This is a genomic window from Acidithiobacillus sp. TH-A67 (assembly GCF_057473545.1).
This window is the reverse complement of record NZ_JBYCKU010000013.1, coordinates 1-19,854: the sequence shown is the minus strand read 5'-3', so window position 1 is coordinate 19,854 and position 19,854 is coordinate 1. Positions and strand designations below refer to the sequence as shown.

Sequence of the window (19,854 nt, the reverse complement as noted above, 5' to 3'; positions counted from 1 at the left end):
GTGGCGGTGAACAAGATCGACAAAGCAGGTGTGGACCCGGACCGGATTCGCCAGGAACTGGCGCAGCAAGACGTGCTGCCAGAAGAGTGGGGCGGAGATACGCAGTTCGTCAACGTCTCGGCCAAGCAAGGGCTCCACATCGATGCCCTTCTGGATGCCATCCTGTTGCAGGCGGAGCTTCTCGATCTGGAGGTGCAGAGTAATGGGCCGGCCAAGGGTCTAGTCATCGAATCTCGGTTGGATCGCGGGCGTGGTGCGGTGGCAACGGTCCTCGTGCGCCAGGGAACCCTGCATGCCGGTGATATCGTGTTGGCCGGTGCCCAGTATGGTCGCGTGCGCGCCCTGATCAATGACGGTGGTGTGCAGGTAGAGGAGATCGGGCCTGGCCTGCCGGCGGAGATTCTTGGACTGAGTGATGTGCCGCAAGCAGGTGACGAAGTGCTGGTGATGACCGACGAGCGCAAGGCACGCGAGGTTGCCCTGTTCCGTCAGGGCAAGTTCCGCGATGTGCGCTTGGCGAAGAGTGCCAAAGGCAGTTTGGAGAGTCTCTTCGAGGCCGCCAGCGAGGGCGAATTGCAGCAACTCAACCTGCTCATCAAGACCGATGTCCAGGGTTCTGCCGAGGCCCTACGCAGCACCCTTGAGGGGCTTAGCACCAATGATGTCCGGGTGCGGATCATCCATTCCGCGGTTGGCGGCATTACCGAATCCGACGTCAATCTGGCGCATGCCTCCGGTGCAGTCATCATCGGCTTCAATGTGCGCGCCGAAGCGCAGGCGCGACGCCTGATTGAGCAAAGCGGAGTGGATGTGCGCTACCACAGCGTCATCTACGATGCAGTGGATGAGGTGAAGGCGGCGATGACCGGCATGCTGGCTCCCGAGATTCGCGAGCAGATCATCGGTCATGCCGAGGTGCGCGAGACCTTCCGGGTGCCGCGCGTTGGTACCATCGCTGGTTGTATGGTGACGGATGGGATCGTCCGGCGTAACGCCAAGGTGCGGGTGATCCGTCAGGCGGTGGTGATCCACACTGGGGAAATGGATTCGCTACGCCGCTTCAAGGACGACGCGCGGGAAGTCCGTGAGGGTTTCGAGTGCGGCATTGGCGTGCGTAATTTCAACGATATCAAGGTCGGCGACGTGATCGAGGCCTTTGAGACGATTGAAGTAGCACGTACTCTCTGAGGCACTACGGATGAGCACCCCGCATCAGCGCAGCTATCCGCGCAGCGACCGCATCGCACAACTTCTGCAGACGGAGATTGCCGCCCTGCTGCCCCGGCTGCACGGTCTGGCGGGCGTCGGCTTGCTGCCGAGCATTACCGAAATACACTTGGCGCCGGACTTGCGCCAGGCAACGGTGATGTTTTCGCTGATGGACGGCCCAGGGCGTGCGGATCTGGTGCGCGCGCACTTGCAAGAGGAAGCGGGGGAAATTCGCCAGATTCTTGGCAAAAAATTGCATTTGCGGCGTATCCCGCCATTGCATTTCGCCTATGATGTGCGCTTCGATCGTGACGCCGAGATGGCAGAACTCCTCGCGCATCTGCCGCCGGCGCCGGAGGATGAGGCATGAGCGCCTGCAGCGACGGGATTCTTCTGCTCGATAAGCCCGCGGGGATCAGCTCCAACGCGGCCTTGCAGCGTGCCAAGCGGATCATGGGCGTGCGCAAGGCCGGGCACACGGGCACTCTCGACCCCTTCGCTACCGGGTTGCTGATCCTCCTGTTTGGACAGGCAACCAAGGTCTCTGATTATTTGCTCAATGCCGACAAACGCTACCGGGCTACTTTGCAGCTAGGGCAAGAGACGAACACCGGAGATCGCGAAGGAGAGGTCGTGGCGAGTGGCAGCGTGGATTTTGATCAGACGCAACTGGATGTCGCCCTTTCCCGGTTCCGCGGGCGAATCTCCCAGATTCCCCCCATGTTTTCTGCCATCAAGCGCGATGGTCAGCCGCTCTACCGTCTGGCGCGCAAAGGGGTGGAAATAGAGCGCGAGGCGCGTAGCGTCGAAATCTACTCCCTTGATTTGCTCTCTTGGGTTGGTGACGAACTGGTACTCGACATCCATTGTTCCAAGGGTACCTATGTGCGCAGCCTAGCCCAGGATCTCGGGCGTCTGCTCGGCTGCGGTGCGCATATTCGTGAATTGCGACGGCTCAGCTCCGGCAGTTTTTCTATCGATGCTGCCTACGATCTTGACCGCCTCGCGGCGGCACGAGAGGCCGATCAGTGCCCGTTGCAGGCGATGGATCTGGCGCTGCAGGATTTGCCGGCGGTGACCTTGACGGAAAACACTGCATACTATGTTCGACAAGGCCAGGGGGTGGTGATTGCCCATGCCCCAGCTCCGGGCCGGATTCGCCTCTATGGACCGCAGGCACAGTTTTTGGGTCTAGGAGAGGTGATGGAGGATGGCAAGGTGGCGCCGCGTCGCCTGATGGGCGTAAACTAGGAATATTTTCCAGATTGATTGCGTAGGAGAAGTACAAGATGTCCCTGACTCGTGAAGTGAAGTCCGATGTGGTGAAGGCCTATGCCACGCATCCCAGCGACACCGGCTCGCCGGAAGTACAAGTCGCCTTGTTGACTACCCGCATTGAAGGTCTTTCTGAGCACTTCAAGGCGCACCACCATGATCACCATTCCCGCCAGGGCCTGTTGAAGATGGTCGGGCAGCGTCGCAAGCTGCTGGACTATCTCAAGAAAAATGACTACGAGCGCTATCGCTCTTTGATCGAACGTCTGGGTCTGCGTAAGTAATTCACCAACTTCGGGGAGAGTCTCTTGAGCATCGTGCGGAAGGAAGTGCAATTTGGGGGCCGGACGCTGGTCCTGGAAACGGGACGGATGGCTCGCCAGGCCGATGGCGCGGTGTTGGTCAGCAGCGGCGATAGTGTGGTGCTGGTCACTGCGGTAGGTCGGCGCGACTTGAAGCCAGGTCAGGATTTCTTTCCGCTGACGGTGAATTATCAGGAAAAGACCTACGCTGCAGGGAAGATTCCTGGCGGCTTTTTCAAGCGAGAAGGGCGCCCCTCCGAAAAAGAAACGCTGACTTCCCGTCTTATCGACCGCCCGATTCGTCCGCTCTTTCCCAAGGGATTTATGCACGAAGTGCAGGTGATTGCTACGGTGCTCTCGGTCGATGGCGAACAGGATCCCGATATCCTGGCCATGATTGGCAGCTCGGCGGCTTTGGCTGTTTCCGGCATTCCCTTTGACGGTCCCATCGGCGCCGCACGCGTCGGCTATCGGAACGGCGAGTATCTGCTCAATCCGAGCTTTGCGGAGCTGCAGGGCTCGGAGCTGGATCTGGTGGTGGCTGGCACGGAGTCGGCGGTGCTGATGGTGGAGTCCGAGGCCAAGGGTTTGTCCGAAAAGATCATGCTCGAAGCTGTCATGTTTGGCCACGCCAGCTTTCAGCCCGTCATCGCTGCCATCAATGAGCTGGTGGCGGCCACCGGTAAGGAGCGCTGGGATTGGCAGGCGCCCAGCAAGGACGCGGAGTTGCACGCCGCTGTGGTCGCCGAGGCGCGCGATGCGCTGCAAGCGGCCTATCAGCTGATGGAAAAGCAGGCACGCAGCAAGCGCCTGGAAGAAGTCCGTACGGCCACAGTCGCTGCTCTTGCAGCAGAGGACGCCAGCCGCGCCGATGCCGTGCGCGCTGCACTGAAATCGATCGAGACCGAGATCGTCCGCGGTCGAGTTCTCGATGGTGCCCCGCGCATCGATGGGCGCGATCGCTTTACTGTGCGTCCCATCAGTATCGAAGTTGGCGTGTTGCCCCGCACGCATGGTTCGGCACTCTTCACGCGCGGCGAAACCCAGGCCTTGGTGACAGCCACCCTCGGCACCAAGAGCGACGAACAGATCGTCGATGCCCTGCACGGTGAAAGTCGCGATCGTTTCCTGCTGCACTACAATTTTCCGCCCTTCTCCACCGGTGAAACGGGTATGGTGGGTTCGCCCAAGCGGCGGGAAATTGGTCATGGACGCCTGGCCAAGCGTGCCATCGCTGCGGTTCTGCCGCCCGAATCGGAGTTTCCCTATAGTCTTCGGGTGGTTTCGGAAATCCTGGAATCCAACGGTTCTTCCAGCATGGCATCGGTCTGCGGCGCCTCTCTGGCGCTGATGGATGCCGGTGTTCCTCTGCAGGCGCCGGTAGCCGGTGTGGCCATGGGCTTGATCAAGGAAGGCGAACGTTTTGCGGTCTTGACCGATATTCTCGGCGACGAAGATCATCTGGGAGACATGGATTTCAAGGTCGCAGGCACGGAAACCGGCGTTACGGCCTTGCAGATGGACATCAAGATCCAGGGCATTACCCGCGAGATCATGGCGCAGGCCCTGGAGCAGGCCCTGGCTGGGCGTTTGCATATTCTCGGGCTGATGAAGAACGTGCTGGAGCACGGGCGGGAAACCCTGTCCCAGCATGCGCCGCGTATCATCAATATCCGTATCAATCCGGATCGCATCCGCGACGTGATTGGCCCTGGTGGCAAGATCATTCGCGCGCTGACGGAAGAAACGGGAGCTACCGTCGACATTCAGGACGATGGACTGGTGACCATCGCATCCATCGACGGAGCTTCCGGAGAAGAGGCCAAGCGGCGCATTCAACTGCTTACCGCCGATGTCGAGGTTGGCGTGATCTATGACGGTAAGGTGGCGAAGATTATGGACTTCGGTGCCTTTGTCACGATTCTGCCTGGTCGCGATGGTCTGTTGCATATCTCGCAAATCAGCGCCGAACGCGTCAATGACGTGCACGATTACGTCAAGGAAGGACAAACAGTGCGCGTCAAGGTTCTGGAGGTGGACCGCCAGGGCAAGATCAAGCTGAGCATGAAGGATATCCCCCAATCCTGAGCCAGCACCCCTTGTCGCAGCGACTGCCGCTGGAGTGTCGGGAGTCGATGGATGACTCTTCCCTATCCCTGCAGCAGTTGCCCAATGGCATATGCTTTCTGAGTGAGAGGGTTCCGGGTCGGCGGCAAGTAGCGATCTCCGTCACCGCCCTGCGCGGCAGCCGTCATCAAAGACCGGAGGAAAATGGTTTTGCCCATCTCCTCGAGCATATGCTGTTCAAAGGAGCGAAGGGGAGCGACGCCTCGGCCATCAACCGTCTGGGTGAACGCCTGGGCGGTACGCTCAATGCCTTCACCGATCGCGAAACGGTCACCCTACACCTGACAGTATTGGCAGAGGATCAGGTGGCGGGTCTCGATCTGCTTGCCGACCTGCTGCTGGAACCCAGTTTGACGGCAGCAGACCTCGCCCTCGAGCGGACCGTGGTGGCGCAGGAAATTGCCATGGCGCAGGAGGACCTTGAGGATCATTTGCAGGAACTCGCGACCCAATCTTTCTGGGGAGAGGATCCGTTGGGCTGGCCGGTCCTAGGTAAGGCGAGTCTGGTGCGTAGAGTCAGTGCCCGGCGCTTGCGCGCCTTTCATCAGCATTATCTGGCGACCGCACCAATTGTGATCGTCGCGGTGGGCGCGGTGGATACGGATTCCCTGGCAAGGCAGGTGGAAAGCAGGTTTGCGCATCTGCCAGCGCGCCCTAACGTCAATGCGCTGGCGCTGCCCATGGCGAATTTTGCGACGCGGCAACGACGCTCCGCTCATGCCCGTCAGGCCCACCTGCTGTGGATGGCCCAGGCGAGCGCCTTCGCAGATCGGAATCACCTGATAGAGCTTTTCGCCAATCACATCCTCGGCGCGGGGATGGCGTCGCGTCTCTTTCAGGAGCTCCGGGAGCGGCGCGGACTCGCCTACCAGACCTATTCCCAGCTCGAAGCCCTTAGCGATACCGCGGAGTGGACTCTCTATGCGGCGGTGCCAGCGGATAAGTGTCGTAGTACCGAGAAGGCCATCGCCGGAATTCTCAAGGCTCTGATGCAGGATGGACCTAGCACTGAGGAAATGGATTGGAGTCGCGCCGGCCTGCGCAAGCAATGGCTGTTGGGTCAGGAGGATCTGGAAACGCGGATGGCGCGACGGGTGCGCCAGCTTGCCCAGGGTGGAAGTTTGAAAAGTGAAGAAGAAATCCTCGACTCGATTCAACAGGTTTCCGCAGTGCAGGTACAGGAAGTTTTTGCGCGCACCTGGGCACAGCGCCTGGAATGGACCATAGTCCCTGCCTGACTAGCGAAATCCATCTTTCCAGCGGCGTAAGGCGGCAAATACCTCGACGTCGGAGTCATTCCGGGCGCCGTGCGCGCGTGCGGCGCGGATCACGTCAGTTTCCCGGCAGCGGAGAAAGGGATTACTTTGTCGTTCTTCTTTTAGCGTGGAGGGCAGGCTCGGGCGATTTTGTGCGCGTAGCTGCGCTACCTGCTTTTTCCGTTCCGCGATCGTTGGGTTTTCCGGCTCGACCGCTGTGGCGAAGCGCAGGTTGCTCTCGGTATATTCGTGGGCACAGCAGATCCGTGTGCTGTCAGGCAGGGCGGCGAGCTTCTGCAGGCTTGTATACATCATCTGTGGATCGCCTTCAAAGATTCTTCCGCAGCCCGCCGCAAAGAGTGTGTCGCCACAAAAGGCATGGTCCTGCCAGAGATAGGCGATGTGGTCCAGGGTATGCCCGGGTACTTCCAGCACCTGTATCTTCTCGCCATCGATCTCGAGTGAACCCTCGGCGACGGGATGACTGAGCTGGGGAATCCGCGAACCGTGGCCGAAGACGGGAAGGTCATAGCGTTCTACCAGGGCCCCGACGCCGCCGACATGATCGGCATGGTGGTGGGTGCAAAGGATGGCCGTAGCGCGGAGCTGCTGGGATTCCAGGTAGTCTAGAACCGGCCGCGCGTCGCCGGGGTCGACGATCCACAAGCCACGAGCCGTGTGCACCAGATAGATGTAATTGTCCTGGAAAGCGGGAATGAGGGTCAGCATATAGGCTCCTGCTCCTGATCAAGGTAACATGCAGCCATGATCAGAACACAGCCCGTTCCTCATGCCTAGGGGGGTCGTTCCTTCTTCCCTGCGACAACGGCGGGCAGCGCGCTGGTGGACGGGCCGCAGTGGGCGCCTTTTGCTGGAGCGTGCTAGCGAAATCCTACCGCCCTGGATCGAGCGTTTGCACGCGGATACCGTACTGCAGCTGGGGCAGCCGGTCTTCTGGAATCCTCTGGAGACAGACAGATCCTGGATTTTGCTCAATGACGGCTTTGTTTGTGCAGCAGAAGGCTATGTCCAGGTTTATGGCCGTTGTGATGCACTACCTTTCGCTGATCTGCGTTTCGACCTGGTGCTGGTTCCTTTTTGTCTGACCCGCATGCCCGATACCCGACGCATTCTGGAGGAGTGCTGGCGCGTGTTGCGGCCCGAAGGCCACGTTCTGATCATGGATTTCAATCCCAGCGGGAGCCTTGGGATGCTGCGGCGCTGGCACCTCTGGCGTCGCGATCGCAGCTGGCCCTGGCGCGAGCCCTTTTTGCCATTGACGCAACTGCGTCGCTTGCTGGAGGAAATGGGTTTCGGTCTGCGCCAAGGGCGCTATTTCCAGTATACCGTTCCAGGATTTGGCCATAGCGCCCAATGGCTGGAGTTGGTCGGCGATCGCTGGTGGCCGGCGGGAGCCAATGCTTATATCCTGCTGGCGCAGAAGCGCGAGAATAGCCCCACTCTGGTGGGCCTGCTGCCCGCGCGCCAAAAGAAGCGGCGGCCGAAGCTGGCAACGGCAACGGCCAATCTACAATGTTCTGGGGAGTCTGATGGTGACTGAATCCACCCTGCGCCTGATTACCGATGGCGCCTGCCGTGGGAACCCGGGTCCCGGTGCCTGGGGTGCCTGGCTGCGCCAAGGCGAGCATGAGCGCGTGTTGTGGGGCTATGCGCCGCAGACCACCAACAATCGCATGGAGCTGGACGCGGTAGTGCAGGGCCTGCAGGCGCTGAAACGACCGAGCCGGATTCTGGTGCGCTCGGATTCGCAGTACCTGATCAAGGGTATGACCGAGTGGCTGGCGGGCTGGCAAAAGCGGGGCTGGCGTTCCGCAGGGGGCGCAGCAGTGAAGAATCAGGAACTCTGGCAGGCGCTCGCGAGTTTGGCGCAGGCCCACCAGATACGCTGGGAATGGGTGCGGGGGCATGCGGGTGACGTGGAAAATGAGGCGGTCGATGCCCTGATCAATCGGGTATTGGATCGCTTCGCCGGCGCTATACAAGAAGCGAGTGGGGAGGGTTGGCTATGAGGCAGATCGTCTTGGATACGGAAACCACGGGCCTGGATCCCAGCAAAGGGCATCGTGTCATCGAGATTGGTGCTGTGGAGATCATCGACCGTCGTCTCACTGGCAACAACTTTCATGTGTATCTGAATCCCGAGCGTCCCTGTGATCCCGATGCGGTGCGTATTCACGGTTTGACCGATGAGTTTTTGCAGGACAAGCCGCTCTTTGCCGATCTGGCGGAGGAATTTCTGGCCTATCTGGGGAGCGATGAGCTGATCATCCACAATGCGCCTTTTGATATCGGCTTTTTGTCTGCGGAGTTGGGACTGCTGCAACGGGGGAAATTGCGGAATCCGGTCATCGACACCCTCGTAGAGGCTCGACGCCGCTTCCCAGGGCAGAAAAATGACCTCGATACCCTTTGCCGACGTTACTTTATCGACAACAGCCAGCGCAGCCTGCATGGTGCCCTGCTGGACTGTGAATTGTTGGCGAAGGTGTATCTGGCCATGAGCGGTGGTCAGGTGGATATGGGCCTGGTGGATGCTGCGCCAACCGACGCGACGGGCAAAAGCAGGGTCCGCACTCTCCCCGCGGTTCGGCCGCAAGGGCGGCTGCGGGTCATCTCCGCCTCGCCCGAGGAAAAAGCGGCGCACGATGCCTATTTGGCGGGGATGGGCAACGCCCTGTGGGAGAAGGTCTAGTGCTCTCTCACTTGCGCTCGATGAGTTCGATACGGTAGCCGTCGGGGTCCTCGACAAAGGCGATGACCGTCGTGCCATGTTTCATCGGGCCAGCCTCGCGCACCACCTTGCCACCGCGTGCCCGAATTTGTGCGCAGGCAGCGGCAGCATCGTCCACCGCGATGGCGATATGCCCAAAGGCATCGCCAAGCTCGTAGCTGTCGACGCCCCAGTTGTAGGTGAGTTCGATGACGGCACCCCGGTCTTCTTCTTCGTAACCGACAAAGGCGAGAGTGAACTTGCCCTCGGGGTAATCCTTGCGACGCAGAACGCGCATTCCCAACACTTCGGTGTAGAAGGCCAGAGAGCGGTCGAGATCGCCAACCCGTAACATGGTATGCAAAATGCGCATGGGATCCTCCTAGCCTTGCAGGCGTTTTTCAATGCGCAGGCGCAGGGCGTTGAGCTTGATGAAGCCCTCGGCATCCTGCTGGTGATAGGCACCGGCATCGTCCTCGAAGGTGGCAATACGCGGATCGAAGAGACTTTGCTCGGATTTGCGGCCGACAACGGTGCAAGTACCCTTGTAAAGCTTAAGGCGCACTACGCCGGAGACCAGGCGCTGGGTCTGGTCGATGAGGGATTGCAAGGCGCGGCGCTCCGGGCTCCACCAGTAGCCATTATAGATGATGCTGGCATAGCGTGGCATGAGCTCGTCCTTGAGATGTGCGGCTTCCCGATCCAGAGTAATGGATTCGATGGCACGGTGCGCACGGAGCAGAATGGTGCCGCCGGGGGTTTCGTAGCAGCCGCGAGACTTCATGCCCACATAGCGGTTCTCGACGATGTCGAGACGACCGATGCCATGTTCACCACCAATGGTGTTGAGGTGGGCGAGGAGGGCGGCGGGCGGCAGGGCCTCGCTATCGATGGCGATCGGATCGCCGTGGGCAAACTGGATTTCGATATAGCGCGGCTGGTCCGGGGCCTTCTCCGGTGCCGTGGTCCAGCGCCACATGGATTCCTCGGCCTCGGCCCAGGGGTCTTCCAGAATCCCGCCCTCGTAAGAGATGTGCAGCAGATTGGCGTCCATGGAATAGGGTGATTTCTTGCCGTGGCGTTCGATGGGAATACCATGTTGCTCGGCATAGGCCAGAAGTTTTTCCCGGGAGTTTAGGTCCCACTCTCGCCACGGGGCAATGACTTTGATCTTGGGGTCGAGGGCGTAGGCGCCGAGCTCGAAACGTACCTGATCGTTGCCCTTGCCAGTGGCGCCGTGGGCGACGGCATCGGCACCCACTTCGGCGGCGATCTCCACCATCCGCTTGGCGATCAGCGGGCGCGCAATGGAGGTGCCGAGCAGGTATTCTCCTTCGTAGATCGTGTTGGCGCGAAACATGGGAAAGACATAGTCACGCACGAACTCCTGTCGCAGATCGTCGATGAATATCTCCTTCGCACCGAGCCGGGTTGCTTTGGCACGCGCCGGCTCCAGCTCTTCGCCCTGGCCGATATCGGCGGTGAAGGTGACGACATCGCACTGGTAGTGATCCTGCAACCACTTGAGGATGACGGAAGTATCCAGTCCACCGGAATAGGCGAGTACGACTTTCTTTACCATAATCAGACTCCTTGTTCGGCCAGGGGCCCAAAGCCCGCCAAAAATTCCATCAGTGCCTTTTGCGCGTGCAGGCGATTCTCCGCCTCCTCCCAGACCAGAGAGTGCGGCCCATCGATGACCTCCGCCGTGACTTCCTCGCCGCGGTGGGCGGGCAGGCAGTGCATGAACACGGCCCCGCTCCGCGCCTGAGAAAAGAGCGCGGCATTGACCTGGAAGGGCGCAAAGAGGGCGCGCCGCTCGGCATTTTCGGCCTCCTGTCCCATGCTGGTCCAGACGTCGGTCACGACCAGATCGACCCCGGCGACGGCGGCGCGCGCATCGCAGAAAATTTGCGTATGACTGCCATTTTCCCGTTCTGCGTCGGCACTGGGCTGGAAACCCTCGGGCGCGGCAATCCGTAATTCGAAGTCGAGAAGCTGTGCTGCCTCCATCCACGAGCGTGCCATGTTGTTGGCACCATCACCAATGAAGGCGACCTTCCGTCCGGACAATCCGCCCCAGAGCTCCTGCGCCGTCATCAGGTCGGCGAGGAGCTGGCAGGGATGATGGTCGTCCGACAAGCCGTTGATGACTGGTACCCGGCTGGCGCTGGCGAAGGTCTCGAGACCAGCATGGGAGAAGGTGCGGATCATGACCAGATCGACCATGCGCGACAGCACCCGAGCGGTGTCTTCGATGCTCTCGCCGCGCCCCAGTTGCGTGTCGCGGGGGGAGAGGAACAGGGCATGCCCCCCCAACTGCGCCATGCCGGTTTCAAAGGAAACCCGGGTGCGGGTGGAGGATTTTTCAAAAATCATCGCCAGGGTGCGCTGGGCGAAGGGGGTGTAATGCTCGCCAGCGCGTAGCATACGCTTTAGCTCGATGGCGCGCGCGAGCAGGCCCTGGAGTTCCGTACGGGAGAGATCCTGCAGGCGCAGGAAGTGGCGCACTGATTTCATGCTTCCTCCTGCAGAAGCTTGGCCAGGGTATCGACGAGCAGATCGATCTCGGCAGGTCCGAAGATGAGGGGCGGCAGCAGGCGGATCACCCGTCCGGCCGTCACATTGAGCAGGACACCTGCACCCAGGGCCCGGCGCACGAAATCCTTGGGTTCCTGGCGCAGGACGATGCCGACCATCAGACCCAGGCCGCGTACTTCCTCCACCGCCGGGTGTCCACGGAAACGCTCGCGCAATCGGCCTTGTAGGAGCTCCCCCATGGCGGCGGCATGCGCGGGGAGGTCTTCCGCTTCCATGGTCCGTAACACCGCGCGGGCGGCGGCGCAGACCAAGGGGCCGCCGCCAAAGGTACTGCCATGCTTGCCCGGACCGAAGAGATCGGCGGCCGCTTGGCGGGCGACGATAGCGCCAATGGGAACGCCGTTGCCTAAGCCCTTGGCCAGGCAGAGTACATCGGGCAGCAGGTCTTCCTCATGCTGAAAGGCGAAATAACGCCCGCTGCGGCCGATGCCGGTCTGCACTTCGTCGCAGAGAAGGAGGGCTTGGTGTTCGTCGCAGAGCGCGCGCAGCCCACGCAAAAAACCGGCAGGAGCAGGGCGTACCCCGCCTTCGCCCTGTACCGGTTCGACGAGTACGGCGACGATATCGGGATCGGCGCTGAGCATACCCCGCACCGTTGCCAGATCGCCGTACGGGGCGCGCACGAACCCCGCCACCAACGGAGTAAAGCCTTCCTGAATCTTGCGATTGCCGGTAGCGGTGAGCGCCGCCAGGGTGCGACCATGGAAAGACTGGGTAAAGACCAGGATCTTGGGTTCGGCAATACCGCGCGCATGGCCATGCAGGCGGGCGAGCTTGATGGCGGCTTCGTTGGCCTCGGCGCCACTGTTGCAGAAGAAGACGGCATCAAGGCCACTCAGGCGACACAGATCATCGCTCAGGGCCGCCTGTTCGGGGATCTGATACAGATTGGAGGTGTGCAGGAGTTTGCCGGCCTGTTCCTGCAAGGCAGTGGTTACCGCCGGATGACTATGGCCCAGGCCGCAGACCGCAATCCCCGCTAGGGCATCGAGATACTTGCGCCCGGATTCATCGTAGAGCCACACCCCCTCGCCGCGTACGAAGGCGACGGGCAGGCGAGCGTAGTTATTCATCAATGCCATCAGGATGCCGCCTTTTCCAAACCGAATGCACTGTGCAAGGCGCGCACGGCGAGCTCCAGATATTTTTCGGCGATGACCACCGAGATCTTGATTTCCGAGGTGGAAATCATCTGAATGTTGATGTTTTCCCGGGCCAGGGCAGCAAACATGCTGGCGGCGATGCCGGCGTGGGAGCGCATGCCTACCCCCACCGCCGACACCTTGACGATGCCGGTGTCGCCGCGCACATCTTCGGCGCCCAGTTCGTGGGCAACGTCGCGCAGGATGCCCATGGCGCGCTCGAAGTCGTTGCGCTCGACGGTAAAGGTGAAGTCGGTTTTCCCATCCTCAGAGATGTTTTGCAGAATGACATCAACGTTGATGTTGGCCGCTGAGATCGGACCGAGGATGGCAGAGGCGATGCCCGGACGATCGGGAACGGCGACGACGGTGATCTTGGCCTCATTGCGGGAGAAGGCGATACCCGATACGCGGGGGGCTTCCATACAGTTTTCCTCACTGGTAACAAGGGTGCCGGGGCCATCGGCAAACGAAGAAAGCACGCGCACCGGCACCCGGTAATTCATGGCAAATTCTACCGAACGGGTCTGCAGGACCTTGGCGCCTAGACTCGCCATTTCCAGCATTTCCTCGTAGGTGATGCGGTCCAGGCGGCGGGCCTTGCTTTCCACCCGCGGATCGGTGGTGTAGATGCCGTCGACGTCGGTGTAGATGGCGCATTCATCGGCCTGTAGAGCAGCGGCCAGTGCCACGGCGGTGGTATCCGAACCGCCCCGCCCGAGGGTGGTGATGTCACCGTGCGGATTGATGCCCTGAAACCCGGCGACAATCACCACCTGCCCGGCGGCCAGGGCTGAGCGCAGGCGGGTGCCGTCGATGCGTTCGATACGCGCCTTGTTGTGCGCGCTGTCGGTCTCGATGGGTACCTGGCTGCCGGTGAGCGAAACCGCCGCCTGCCCCTTGCTGTGCAAGGCCATCGCCAGCAGCGCGATGGTGACCTGCTCGCCGGTACTGAGCAGGGTATCGAGCTCGCGGGGATGCGGCTGCGAATCGATCTCGCGCGCGAGCTTGAGCAGGCGGTCGGTCTCGCCCGACATCGCCGACACGACCACTACCACATCGTGGCCAGCGGCTCGCGCCGCCAATACCCGATCTGCTACAGCCTGAATCCGTTCAATGCTGCCGACGGAAGTGCCGCCGAATTTTTGTACGATGAGCGCCATAATCTGAGGAATGCCGTCAAAGGGCGAATGATAAAGGCAGATTCCCGGGCTGTATAGGGTGATGCGTTTGGTTGGGGGCGATCCGAACCGCGGATTTCTGTGCTAAGGTAATGCTGCTATGCCAATCCCGACGCCCTCTCTCGAACTCTTGGAAACCTTCTGGGCCGTGGCCGAAACCGGTAGTGTCAGTGCTGCCGCAAGGTTGTTGCATCGCAGTCAGCCGGCGATTAGTGAGCGCCTGCAGCGGCTGAACGAGATTCTTGGCGAGGCCCTCTATCTGCCCAATGGTCGCGGCGTGCGTCTGACTGCTGCCGGCAAGGCCTATCTGGCATCCGCGCAACGTCTGATGGAACTGAAAGTGGAAGTCGCGGAAATCGCCTACCGACGATCTCACCTGCAGGAGGGTGCCTTGCGGATCGCAGCGACCAACACCATCGCCAACTATTTTTTACCCCAGCATCTGGTGGCCTTCCGCCGTGACCACCCGGAAGTGGAAATCATCATGAAGGGCGGGATTAGTGACTGGTCGCAAAACGCTCTACTCGATTGGGATCTGCTTTTCATCGAGGAGGGCAGCGAAGAAGTTCCTCTACCCCGGACCTACCAGCTACACCCCTGGTTGCAGGATGAGATTCTGACCATCTTCCCGTCCGATCACCCTCTGGCGAGCCGGCTAGAGCTGACGTTGGAAGATCTCTTGGCATTTCCCATCGTCTGGCGCGAGCTGCAATCCGGGGTGCGCGCCAGGGTGCTACAGGAGTTTGCGCGGCTGGGTCTGCAAGTCCCGATCCGGCTGGAAGTGAACGGCGTCGAAGCGATGGGTAACGCCGTCGCCGCAGGCCTCGGTGTCGGCTTCATCACCCGCACTGCACTGCGTCATCGACCCGATTGGCAGGTCGTTTCCCGGCGTCTGCCAATGCCCCAAGGCATCCACTGGACGCTCTATCTGGCCGTGCCGGAACCCGCTTATCAGTCCCGTACCTTGGCGGCTTTTTTACGGCAGATCGGTGTAGAGCAGCACACAGATGTCTGATCCCGATCTGGCGAGGCTATTGCAGGAGCTGAAATCTTGTTCGCTCTGCGCTGCTAGCTTGCCCAACGCACCTCGCCCAGTATTGCAAGTTCATCCCCAGGCCAAAATCCTGATTGCCGCTCAGGCCCCTGGTCGCTACGCCCATGCCCATGCTCTACCTTTTGCCGACCAAAGCGGCGACCGTCTGCGGGATTGGCTGGGGGTCAGCCGGGAGGAATTCTATGATTCCCACCTGTTTGCCCTGCTGCCCATGGGATTTTGCTATCCCGGTAAAGGCCGTTCTGGTGATCTACCGCCGCGACCGGAATGCGCTTCCCGTTGGCGTGCTTCCCTTCTGGCACAGTTGCGGCAGGTGCAACTCACCTTGGTCATCGGTCAGTACGCACGTCGATATCATCTACCAGACAGTCCAGGATCCTTGCAGCAACTGGTGCGTAACTGGCGGCACTATGCTCCCTTTGTTTTCCCGCTGCCGCATCCTAGCCCACGCAATATCCTTTGGTTACGGCGCAATCCGTGGTTTGCGGAAGAGGTCCTCCCGGCACTGCGCGAGCGGGTCGCGGAGGTTTTGCGCTCCTGATAAGGTCCTGGGCTGTATGAATCTGACCTGTCTAGACATGACAATAACGTCCTCGCTTCGGCCTGCGAAAGCGACGAACAGGCCAAGGGCAACGTCATGGGAGACCTGCAGATTGTCGAAATCGGAAACTTTTAAAGAGGCCCGTTCATCCGGGCCCAAAATTGCCGATAGTCATCTGTTATCGTTAAATTAGATATATTATATCAATCTAATCGATTTGTTCGATAACTCTGGCGTTGCTAGGATTGCCCGGTTTTTCACGAAACCGGGAATACGATGCTCTACGTCCTGCGCGCCCGCAGTAGCCAAGGTCAAGCGGCGCCGTTTCTTGCGACGAATCTGGCGGTTGGCCTTGCGCATTTTTTGGTGCTCTTCAACGCTGGTGCCTATTTGCCGATGATTCCCTATATTGCCGGGAGTCTGGGGCGTGCGCCGATGTATGGTGACTGGACCCAGGATCTGTATTTTCTGTTCCTGGGGCTGGGGCTGCCTTTGGCACGCTGGGTCAGCGGCCGCTGGGGGGTGCGGGATGGCCTGCTGGCCTGTCTGGCCGTCCTACTGATCAGCTCTGCAATCAATGCCAGTACCTCCAATTACAACTTCTTCCTGTTGGCGCGCATCTTTTCGGGATTAGCCGGCGGGCTCAGCATCCCTCTCTCGCTACAGTTGCTGCTGCGTCATTACCATGAAGATCATCGCAGTAGCGGGCTCTTTCTCTGGGGATTTGCGGCGATTACCCCCTTTGCCTTGGGTCCATTCATTGGTGGCTGGATTGCCGATGCATGGGGATGGCGTTGGCTCTTTTATCTCAACCTCCCGGTGCTTTGGGCCAGTATTTTGGGAATTCTCTTCTGGGAAGCCCCCTCGCAGCGGGGCGCGGCCCGCATGGATTGGCCGGGATACGGACTCCTGTGCTTCGGTCTTTTGGCGTTGCTGATGGCCTGCAACCTAGGCAGCAAAGACGACTGGTGGCGTTCGGGAGAGTTCCGTTTCTTGTTTGTGGCGGGGGTTGTGTTGCTGGGCGCCTTCTTTCAGTGGCTGCCGCTGGCGGAGAAACCTGTTGTCGATTACCGATTGTTTCGCCAACGAAACGTCCTGCTGGCAAGTCTGGGCATTTTTCTGACGGCTCTGGCCTTTCAGGGGAGCCTAGCCTTGCTCATTGTGCAGTATCAGTTGAGTTTTGCGTACAGTGCTCGTGCCATTGGTCAGGTTCTCCTGAGCTTGGCTCTGTTTGCGCCACTCAGTGCCTGGTTGAGTCACTGGATTCTCGGACGCTTCGATCCGCGTCCCTGGGCGGTATTGAGCATGCTGCTGCTTGCGGTCGGTGCTTTTTGGCTCTCTTCCTACGATCTTCCCGTTTCCCCATCGGCTCTCGCGGGTCCACCGACCTTGGTCGGGCTGGGGCTTGGGGGTGTTTTCGGCTCTTGGGCACGCATCGGTGTCTGGGGTCTTGCGGGCACGAGTGAACAGGAAGCGGCCATGCTGCTCAATTTACTGCGTAGCAGTGGTCAGGCCCTGGGGATCCCTCTGGTGGCCGCCCTCTGGGAGCGGCGCATGGATTTGTTTCGCCATTTTCTGGTGGAGGATCAGGGGAGCAATCTGGCAGCTTGGCACGCAAATCTGGCGCAGTTTCGCATCGTTCTGGGAGAGTCTGCGGCCCAGAAGGATCTGGCGGAACAGGTACATCTGCATGCCGCCATGCTCGCCTTCAACGAAGTTTTTTATTGGGCGGGCTGGATCTTTGCCGGGCTCGCTTGCTGGAGCCTCCTGGCGAAGAGACCTCGTCCCAGCGGCGAGAGTCGTATCGAAAAGTTGGCCGCCGTGGAGTTGGTGGAGCCATGAGGCGCGGCGTATCGATCTTGGCTTTGGGCCTTTCGGCAGCGCTTCTTGCGGCCTGTGCCCGCCTGCCGGAGCATTTGCCGCAGAACCCCACATTCCAGCCGCAAAAGCTGGCATTTGCCGGTGCCCGGCATCCGTCGCCCTGGCCGCGCCAGGATTGGTGGCAGGCGGCCCATGCTCGGCAGCTCGACCGTCTCGAGACGATGGCGTTGCAGCGCAGTCCCGGCTTGCGTGCAACGGCAGCGCGTGTGCTGTATGCCCAGGCCCAAGTCCTGCGCATCCATGCCGGATTGCTACCGCATTTTGCCGCGGGCCTGTCCCTTACCCAGCAGTATTTTTCTGCCAACGGCCTGCATCTGCAGGCCAACGGCACGAGTAACCTCTACGGCGAAGTCGATCCCCTGCTGGTCCATGATCACGTGGATCTCTGGGGACGGGATCGGGATCTGGTGGAAGCCGCCCGCGGCGAACTGGCCATGACTCAGGCCCAGGAAGCCGATGCCCGCTTGTTGCTGAGTACCGCCGTGGCCGTCCACTACTTCGCCTTACAGGGAGAGGAAGCCCTGCTGCAGAGAGAAGTCTCTTTGCAGAAATGGCAGAAGGGCGGTGTGGCGATTGCACAGGCGGCCTTCGCCAGTGGCTTGCAGCCGGCAACTGCGGTCCAGGAGAGCCGCATCAGCGTGCAGCAGTCGGCGGAGCGGATCGCAGAAATCCAGTCGACTATCGCTGCCGAACGGCATGCCCTGGCCGCCCTTTGTGGCCTTGGGCCGGATAGCCGTAGTACCGCAGCGACGGGCCAGCTGCGGGACTCGACCCCAGTACCGGCGCTGCCCGCCGATTTGCCCATGAGTCTGTTGGGTCATCGCCCGGATATCGTCGCCCGACGCTGGGCGGTGGAAGCTGCGGCGGCGCAGGTGCGGGCGGCGCACGCGGCCTTCTATCCCGATATCAACCTGAATCTGCTGGCGGGCTGGAACAGTATTCATCTGGCCGACCTCTTCGCCCCCGGGAATTTTGCCCATGCCTTCGGGCCAGCCATCACCCTGCCCATTTTCGAGGGGGGCGCCTTGCGAGGAAATCTGCGTGCCGAGAATGCCCGATTCCTGGCTGCCCAGGACCAATATCAGGAGCAGATCCTCACCGCCCTGCGTCAGATTGCCGATCTCCTGAGCGTTCGTAAGCATCTGCAGACGCGGGAGGCGGCGCTGAAACAGGCATTGCAGGAGCAGCAGGCGCAATGGCGTTTGCAGGAGGCATCCTGGCAAGCTGGCCTGAGCGATGGCGCGCCGAGAATTGCTGCACGGGTAAAAATTCTGCAACTGGAGGAGCAACGGATTTCCCTGCGCATAGCCGCCTGGCAGAACTGGGCGCTACTGGAGTCCGCCCTGGGGGGTGGCTATTTGACGGACAAAAAGCAGAGTTCTCATGACGAAAGAAAAAAGTGATTATTCGCCAGCGTCGGCGCGCAGTCGGCGGAATTTTCTGATTTTTTTCCTGTTCCTGCTCTTGGCTCTGGGAGCTTGGGGCGCATGGTGGTTTTTTGTCGGTAGTCGCCGCATCAGTAGCAACGATGCCTATGTGACGGGAAACCTCATTCCCGTTCAGGCCCAGACTGCTGGGACCATTCGTCGGGTCTTCGCAGAAAACACCGAATATGTCCATGCCGGACAGATTCTCGCAACGGTACAGGGAGATCGCAGCACTTTGGCCTTGCACCGGGCAGAAGCGGTGCTGGGACGAACGGTGCGCGCCTTGCGCCAGGAATTTTCTGAAGTGCGCAAAAGTCAGCAAATCCTGCAGGCTGAGGAGGCACAGTTGGCAAAACTGCAGGGCGATCTGGCCCGGTACCAGATGGCACGGCAGGGTGATGCAGTATCCAGCATTCAGATCAGCAATACCGAGGCGGACATCCGCGCGGCCGAGGCGCAGATCGGTGCCACCCGCGCGCAACTGGCTGCTGCCAGGGCCCTGGTTGGCGGTACGACCCTGCAGAACAACCCCAAAGTGCGCGCCGCCGTTGTGGCGCTGGAGCAGGCCTACGTGGCTTGGGCGCGACGCGATTTCCGGGCCCCGGTCAGCGGCTATGTCGCACAGCGTGCTGCCTATCCTGCCTTGATGATCCATCCGGGCGAACGACTCTTTACCATCGTTCCCTTGCAGGATCTCTGGGTGGTGGCCAACATCAAGGAAACAGACATGGCCCATCTGCATCCTGGGCAAGCGGTGCGACTTACCAGCTACTATTATGGCAGTCGCGTCGTTTTCCATGGGGTCGTACAGGGACTGCTGCCTGGAGCGGGTAGTGCCTTTGCCATCCTGCCGCCCGAGAATGCCACCGGTAACTATATTCACATCGTTGAACGGGTGCCGGTGCGAATCTCATTGTCGGCGCGAGAGCTCGCGCGACATCCCTTGCGTCCGGGGCTGTCGATGCAGGTTTACATTGACATGGCAAAGCAGCACTCTCGTAGCGTTTTGCAGCCCCTGACGCAAACGCCCTTAGAGGGATACCAGACCAACCTGTATAACGGTGAGCTCGCCAAGGCCAAGGCCTTGGCAGCGCAAATCATCGCTCAGAATTCCTGAGCAAGGAGAC

Annotated in this window: 20 protein-coding genes; 14 read left to right on the top strand and 6 right to left on the bottom strand. The window is 60.5% G+C overall.

Annotated features, from left to right (window positions below; translation table 11 throughout):
* The 6 genes from infB to AC2VNM_RS01980 form a co-directional block, all read left to right on the top strand.
* A partial coding sequence (gene infB / locus AC2VNM_RS02005) for a translation initiation factor IF-2 (RefSeq protein WP_486912768.1) occupies positions 1-1,188 on the top strand: 1,188 nt, incomplete at its 5' end.
* A gap of 10 nt (positions 1,189-1,198) precedes the next feature.
* Positions 1,199-1,579, top strand: coding sequence for a ribosome-binding factor A (locus tag AC2VNM_RS02000; RefSeq protein WP_486912767.1), 381 nt, complete (start codon positions 1,199-1,201; stop codon positions 1,577-1,579).
* A complete protein-coding gene (truB, locus tag AC2VNM_RS01995; protein ID WP_486912766.1) occupies positions 1,576-2,460 on the top strand; it encodes a tRNA pseudouridine(55) synthase TruB in 885 nt (294 codons plus the stop codon). The genes AC2VNM_RS02000 and truB overlap by 4 nt, the downstream gene beginning before the upstream one ends.
* Before the next feature lie 38 nt (positions 2,461-2,498).
* Positions 2,499-2,768 carry a 30S ribosomal protein S15 gene (rpsO, locus tag AC2VNM_RS01990; protein ID WP_215872433.1) on the top strand — a complete coding sequence of 90 codons (270 nt, stop codon included), beginning with the start codon at positions 2,499-2,501 and terminating at the stop codon, positions 2,766-2,768.
* A 33-nt stretch (positions 2,769-2,801) separates the two neighbouring features.
* Positions 2,802-4,874 carry a polyribonucleotide nucleotidyltransferase gene (gene pnp / locus AC2VNM_RS01985; protein ID WP_486912769.1) on the top strand — a complete coding sequence of 691 codons (2,073 nt, stop codon included), beginning with the start codon at positions 2,802-2,804 and terminating at the stop codon, positions 4,872-4,874.
* A gap of 47 nt (positions 4,875-4,921) precedes the next feature.
* Positions 4,922-6,151: a M16 family metallopeptidase gene (locus AC2VNM_RS01980; protein WP_483166866.1), complete on the top strand. Its 1,230-nt coding sequence runs from the start codon at positions 4,922-4,924 to the stop codon at positions 6,149-6,151.
* Here AC2VNM_RS01980 and gloB read toward each other — a convergent pair whose 3' ends face one another.
* Complete coding sequence (gloB, locus tag AC2VNM_RS01975) at positions 6,152-6,898, bottom strand: hydroxyacylglutathione hydrolase (protein WP_483166867.1); 747 nt, start codon at positions 6,896-6,898, stop codon at positions 6,152-6,154. It lies immediately after the preceding gene.
* Between the two features lie 61 nt (positions 6,899-6,959).
* On the opposite strand from gloB, the gene AC2VNM_RS01970 reads away from it, so the two are divergent.
* Genes AC2VNM_RS01970 through dnaQ form a run of 3 tightly spaced genes read left to right on the top strand, consistent with a single transcriptional unit; the run spans position 6,960 to position 8,882 of the window.
* Positions 6,960-7,730: a class I SAM-dependent methyltransferase gene (locus AC2VNM_RS01970; protein WP_483166868.1), complete on the top strand. Its 771-nt coding sequence runs from the start codon at positions 6,960-6,962 to the stop codon at positions 7,728-7,730.
* Complete coding sequence (rnhA, locus tag AC2VNM_RS01965) at positions 7,720-8,199, top strand: ribonuclease HI (RefSeq protein ID WP_483166869.1); 480 nt, start codon at positions 7,720-7,722, stop codon at positions 8,197-8,199. Before AC2VNM_RS01970 ends, rnhA begins: the two co-directional genes overlap by 11 nt.
* Positions 8,196-8,882 (top strand): DNA polymerase III subunit epsilon, encoded by a 687-nt coding sequence (gene dnaQ, locus AC2VNM_RS01960; protein ID WP_483166870.1) that lies wholly within the window; start codon positions 8,196-8,198, stop codon positions 8,880-8,882. The genes rnhA and dnaQ overlap by 4 nt, the downstream gene beginning before the upstream one ends.
* 7 nt (positions 8,883-8,889) lie before the next feature.
* On the opposite strand, the gene gloA is transcribed toward dnaQ, so the two are convergent.
* The 5 genes from gloA to AC2VNM_RS01935 are packed head-to-tail and all read right to left on the bottom strand — an operon-like array spanning position 8,890 to position 13,806.
* The gene (gloA, locus tag AC2VNM_RS01955) at positions 8,890-9,273 is read right to left on the bottom strand and encodes a lactoylglutathione lyase (RefSeq protein ID WP_483166871.1); all 384 of its coding nucleotides are present in this window, start codon (positions 9,271-9,273) and stop codon (positions 8,890-8,892) included.
* Between the two features lie 9 nt (positions 9,274-9,282).
* Positions 9,283-10,482, bottom strand: coding sequence for an argininosuccinate synthase (locus tag AC2VNM_RS01950; RefSeq protein WP_483166872.1), 1,200 nt, complete (start codon positions 10,480-10,482; stop codon positions 9,283-9,285).
* Positions 10,483-10,484: 2 nt separating this feature from the next.
* Positions 10,485-11,420 (bottom strand): ornithine carbamoyltransferase, encoded by a 936-nt coding sequence (argF, locus tag AC2VNM_RS01945; protein WP_483166873.1) that lies wholly within the window; start codon positions 11,418-11,420, stop codon positions 10,485-10,487.
* Positions 11,417-12,583 carry an acetylornithine/succinylornithine family transaminase gene (locus AC2VNM_RS01940; protein ID WP_483166874.1) on the bottom strand — a complete coding sequence of 389 codons (1,167 nt, stop codon included), beginning with the start codon at positions 12,581-12,583 and terminating at the stop codon, positions 11,417-11,419. The genes argF and AC2VNM_RS01940 overlap by 4 nt, the downstream gene beginning before the upstream one ends.
* The gene (locus tag AC2VNM_RS01935) at positions 12,583-13,806 is read right to left on the bottom strand and encodes an aspartate kinase (protein ID WP_483166875.1); all 1,224 of its coding nucleotides are present in this window, start codon (positions 13,804-13,806) and stop codon (positions 12,583-12,585) included. Before AC2VNM_RS01935 ends, AC2VNM_RS01940 begins: the two co-directional genes overlap by 1 nt.
* A 118-nt stretch (positions 13,807-13,924) precedes the next feature.
* On the opposite strand from AC2VNM_RS01935, the gene AC2VNM_RS01930 reads away from it, so the two are divergent.
* The 5 genes from AC2VNM_RS01930 (at position 13,925) to AC2VNM_RS01910 (ending at position 19,844) form a co-directional block, all read left to right on the top strand.
* A complete protein-coding gene (locus AC2VNM_RS01930) occupies positions 13,925-14,839 on the top strand; it encodes a LysR family transcriptional regulator (protein ID WP_483166876.1) in 915 nt (304 codons plus the stop codon).
* Positions 14,832-15,419, top strand: a complete 588-nt coding sequence (locus AC2VNM_RS01925) for a uracil-DNA glycosylase family protein (protein WP_483166877.1) — start codon at positions 14,832-14,834, stop codon at positions 15,417-15,419. Before AC2VNM_RS01930 ends, AC2VNM_RS01925 begins: the two co-directional genes overlap by 8 nt.
* A gap of 276 nt (positions 15,420-15,695) precedes the next feature.
* Positions 15,696-17,261 (top strand): MFS transporter, encoded by a 1,566-nt coding sequence (locus AC2VNM_RS01920; RefSeq protein WP_483167300.1) that lies wholly within the window; start codon positions 15,696-15,698, stop codon positions 17,259-17,261.
* Positions 17,258-18,703 carry an efflux transporter outer membrane subunit gene (locus tag AC2VNM_RS01915; protein WP_483167119.1) on the top strand — a complete coding sequence of 482 codons (1,446 nt, stop codon included), beginning with the start codon at positions 17,258-17,260 and terminating at the stop codon, positions 18,701-18,703. The genes AC2VNM_RS01920 and AC2VNM_RS01915 overlap by 4 nt, the downstream gene beginning before the upstream one ends.
* Complete coding sequence (locus AC2VNM_RS01910) at positions 18,684-19,844, top strand: HlyD family secretion protein (RefSeq protein ID WP_483167120.1); 1,161 nt, start codon at positions 18,684-18,686, stop codon at positions 19,842-19,844. Before AC2VNM_RS01915 ends, AC2VNM_RS01910 begins: the two co-directional genes overlap by 20 nt.
* Positions 19,845-19,854: the final 10 nt, after the last annotated feature.

Bases quoted from the DNA above. Each gene is read 5' to 3' on its own strand.
- AC2VNM_RS02000 (WP_486912767.1), top strand. From the start codon at position 1,199: ATGAGCACCCCGCATCAGCGCAGCTATCCGCGCAGCGACCGCATCGCA.
- truB (WP_486912766.1), top strand. From the start codon at position 1,576: ATGAGCGCCTGCAGCGACGGGATTCTTCTGCTCGATAAGCCCGCGGGG.
- rpsO (WP_215872433.1), top strand. From the start codon at position 2,499: ATGTCCCTGACTCGTGAAGTGAAGTCCGATGTGGTGAAGGCCTATGCC.
- AC2VNM_RS01980 (WP_483166866.1), top strand. From the start codon at position 4,922: ATGGATGACTCTTCCCTATCCCTGCAGCAGTTGCCCAATGGCATATGC.
- gloB (WP_483166867.1), bottom strand. From the start codon at position 6,898: ATGCTGACCCTCATTCCCGCTTTCCAGGACAATTACATCTATCTGGTG.
- AC2VNM_RS01970 (WP_483166868.1), top strand. From the start codon at position 6,960: ATGCCTAGGGGGGTCGTTCCTTCTTCCCTGCGACAACGGCGGGCAGCG.
- rnhA (WP_483166869.1), top strand. From the start codon at position 7,720: ATGGTGACTGAATCCACCCTGCGCCTGATTACCGATGGCGCCTGCCGT.
- dnaQ (WP_483166870.1), top strand. From the start codon at position 8,196: ATGAGGCAGATCGTCTTGGATACGGAAACCACGGGCCTGGATCCCAGC.
- gloA (WP_483166871.1), bottom strand. From the start codon at position 9,273: ATGCGCATTTTGCATACCATGTTACGGGTTGGCGATCTCGACCGCTCT.
- AC2VNM_RS01950 (WP_483166872.1), bottom strand. From the start codon at position 10,482: ATGGTAAAGAAAGTCGTACTCGCCTATTCCGGTGGACTGGATACTTCC.
- argF (WP_483166873.1), bottom strand. From the start codon at position 11,420: ATGAAATCAGTGCGCCACTTCCTGCGCCTGCAGGATCTCTCCCGTACG.
- AC2VNM_RS01940 (WP_483166874.1), bottom strand. From the start codon at position 12,583: ATGGCATTGATGAATAACTACGCTCGCCTGCCCGTCGCCTTCGTACGC.
- AC2VNM_RS01935 (WP_483166875.1), bottom strand. From the start codon at position 13,806: ATGGCGCTCATCGTACAAAAATTCGGCGGCACTTCCGTCGGCAGCATT.
- AC2VNM_RS01930 (WP_483166876.1), top strand. From the start codon at position 13,925: ATGCCAATCCCGACGCCCTCTCTCGAACTCTTGGAAACCTTCTGGGCC.
- AC2VNM_RS01925 (WP_483166877.1), top strand. From the start codon at position 14,832: ATGTCTGATCCCGATCTGGCGAGGCTATTGCAGGAGCTGAAATCTTGT.
- AC2VNM_RS01920 (WP_483167300.1), top strand. From the start codon at position 15,696: ATGCTCTACGTCCTGCGCGCCCGCAGTAGCCAAGGTCAAGCGGCGCCG.
- AC2VNM_RS01915 (WP_483167119.1), top strand. From the start codon at position 17,258: ATGAGGCGCGGCGTATCGATCTTGGCTTTGGGCCTTTCGGCAGCGCTT.
- AC2VNM_RS01910 (WP_483167120.1), top strand. From the start codon at position 18,684: ATGACGAAAGAAAAAAGTGATTATTCGCCAGCGTCGGCGCGCAGTCGG.